The organism is Buchnera aphidicola (Pemphigus obesinymphae) (assembly GCF_026122815.1).
In the GTDB taxonomy this organism is placed as follows: domain Bacteria; phylum Pseudomonadota; class Gammaproteobacteria; order Enterobacterales; family Enterobacteriaceae; genus Buchnera_C; species Buchnera_C aphidicola_BJ.
On record NZ_JAIWQW010000047.1, the window covers coordinates 1 to 925 of the forward strand.

The window sequence follows — 925 nt, forward strand, 5'->3', positions numbered from 1 at the left end:
TGAAATATGTTTCACCACCATACGTAAATCCAACCGGCACGCTGCAAATGCAAATATCTCAATTAGATTATAATAACTATTTAGGTGTGATTGGAATAGGAAGAATTCAACAAGGTTCTATTTCCACTAACCAACAAGTTACTATTATCAGTAATGACGGAACAACAAAATTTGCTAAAATTGGAAAAGTTTTACATTATTTTGGGTTAAAACGTATAGAAGTACCCATGGCACATGCTGGAGATATTGTAGCTTTAACTGGAATCGATCAATTAAACATTTCAGATACTATTTGCGATCCTAAAAACTTACAACCACTTCCTGCATTAAATATAGATAAACCTACAGTAAAAATGTTTTTTTGTGTAAATACTTCTCCTTTTTCTGGAAAAGAAGGGAAATATCTCACTTCTAGACAAATTTTTAAAAGATTAAAAAAAGAAGAAATGCATAACGTGGCTTTACTAATTGAAGAAACTACCGATGCAAATATATTTTGTGTATCTGGTCGAGGGGAATTACATTTATCTATATTAATTGAAAATATGAGAAGAGAAGGTTTTGAATTATCTGTTTCTCGACCAAAAGTTATTTTTCGTGAAACTCACGGTGAAATGCAAGAACCTTTTGAAAACGTAACATTGGATATAGAAGAAAAACATCAAGGAACAATAATGACGATAATAGGTAGTAAAAAAGGAGAAATGAAAAATATGGTATCGGATAATAAAGGTAGAGTTCGATTAGACTATATATTAACAAGCAGATCTTTAATAGGCTTTCGAACAGAATTTATACATATGACCTCTGGAACTGGATTATTTTATTCATCTTTTAGTCACTATGGAAAAATGCAATTTAATAATACAGGTCATAGAAGAAACGGTGTTTTAATTTCCAATAACACAGGAATGGCTGTTGGATT

Annotated in this window: 1 protein-coding gene; it reads left to right on the plus strand. The window is 30.8% G+C overall.

The features are described 5' to 3' along the window. Window positions 1–925, plus strand: a 925-nt coding sequence (locus LDP10_RS02985; RefSeq protein ID WP_265197259.1) for an EF-Tu/IF-2/RF-3 family GTPase, incomplete at both ends; no start/stop codon positions are given.